The following is a 1,892-nucleotide window of genomic DNA, read 5'->3' on the forward strand; positions in this document are numbered from 1 at the left end:
TTATTATTTAGTATTTAATGCATTTTTGAAACATATTACAGCTACAAAATATAGTAAGCATTATATGGTGCAAATGATAGCACATTAGAACTTAAATTTAAAAGCCGCTTTAAAAGCGGCTTTCAGACTGTAGAAAAACCCCTTTGAACGCTTAAGTTCAAAGGGGTTTTATGGTATAATATAAGTAGCAATAAATAAGGGATATTTGATTATGCTAACGACAAAAGATACAGAGAAGCGGAAGCAGTTAAAGGTAATATCTATAGAAGATTTAGTACCGCAAGACCATTTGCTTCGGAAAGTAGAAGCGGCGATAGATTTTTCCTTTGTCCGCGAGGAATTAAAGGACTATTACTGTCAGGATAACGGAAGACCGAGCATAGACCCTGTTGTGCTGATAAAACTTTGTGTAATCAATTACATGTATGGGCTTAACAGTATGCGCAGGACAATACGTGAATGTGAGGTTAATAACGCTTATCGCTGGTTTTTGGGATATGACCTGTTAGAGTCGATTCCGCATTTTACCACGTTTGGCAAAAATTACAACCATAGATTTGCAGGCAGCGATATTTTTGAAAAAATATTCACGAAGATACTTGATGAGGCAATCAGCTGCAAGCTTGTGGATACTAATATCATATACATAGACGGAACCCATATCAAGGCTAATGCCAATACCAAAAAGAACATAAAGATACAGGTTGAAAAGGAATCAAAACACTACAAAAAACAATTGCTTGAGGAAATAAATGCAGATCGTCAAAAGCACGCTAAAAAGCCTTTTGACGATGATGACGGAAACGGCACACCTGAAACGAAAACAGAAACCAAAAGCACGAGCGACCCCGAAAGCGGACTTTTCCACAAGGGAGAGCATAAAAAATGCTTTGCATATACCGCCCATACGGCATGCGATAAAAACAATTTTGTTTTACACTCTGAGGTTACCCCCGGAAACATACATGACAGCATAATGTTTGATAAGGTTTATTCAAAGGTAAAAGTAAAATGCGGAATACCCGAAGCTGTAGTAGCCGATGCAGGATACAAAACTCCGTGGATAGCAAAGCAGATAACCGATGACCTTGCCAAGCCGATATTCCCTTACAAAAGACCTATGGGAGCAAGAAAAGAAAATCCCGAGTTCAGTTCAAGAAATTTTGTTTATGATGAATATTATGACTGCTACTTATGCCCGAATAATGAAGTTTTAAGTTATTCCACAACAAACAGAGAAGGCTATCGTGAATACAAGAGTAAAAATTATATATGCGAGAACTGTTTAAATCTCATGGACTGCACAAAAAGCTTAAACAAGACAAAGGTGATAACTCGACATATTTGGCAAGATTACATTGATTATGCAGAGGATATACGGCATACGCCGTACGGCAAAGAATTATATGCAACGCGTGGACAGACGATAGAAAGGGTGTTTGCAGACGCAAAGGAAAAACACGGAATGAGATATACCAGATTAAACGGTCTTGCAAAAGTCAAGGCACAGGTACTTATGACCTTTTCGTGTATGAACCTTAAAAAACTGATAAAAGGAAAAGAAAAATTGGGCTTGTTATCAGGCTTTTACTCTGTTCTTTTTGCTTTTTCCCATTTCTTTAAACAATTATTCCAAAAGAATATACTTATATCGAAAAAGGCGGCTTAGATCTATATCTAAATCGCCTTTTTCTTCTCTCTGAAAGGATACCCCCAAAAGGTATCCTTTAATATTTTCAGAAAAAAACTTTACGCTTTTTTAGAAAATCTGAGTAATTTTATCTGAAAAAGACCCCTGCGTCGTCCTCAAAATCAGGCAGGTTGTTGAGAACGGAAGCTATTATGTCCATAGCTTCGTCCATCAGCTCCCTCGTATGCGTGGCGGTGTAGCT

The 1,892-nt window shown here is 37.5% G+C and carries 1 protein-coding gene; it reads left to right on the plus strand.

The window, feature by feature from the left end:
* The first annotated feature begins 211 nt into the window (after window positions 1-211).
* A complete protein-coding gene (locus VIL26_05980; GenBank protein ID HEY8390482.1) occupies window positions 212-1,669 on the plus strand; it encodes an IS1182 family transposase in 1,458 nt (485 codons plus the stop codon).
* Window positions 1,670-1,892: the final 223 nt, after the last annotated feature.

It is taken from the genome of Clostridia bacterium, assembly GCA_036562685.1.
In the GTDB taxonomy this organism is placed as follows: Bacteria; Bacillota; Clostridia; order Christensenellales; family DUVY01; genus DUVY01.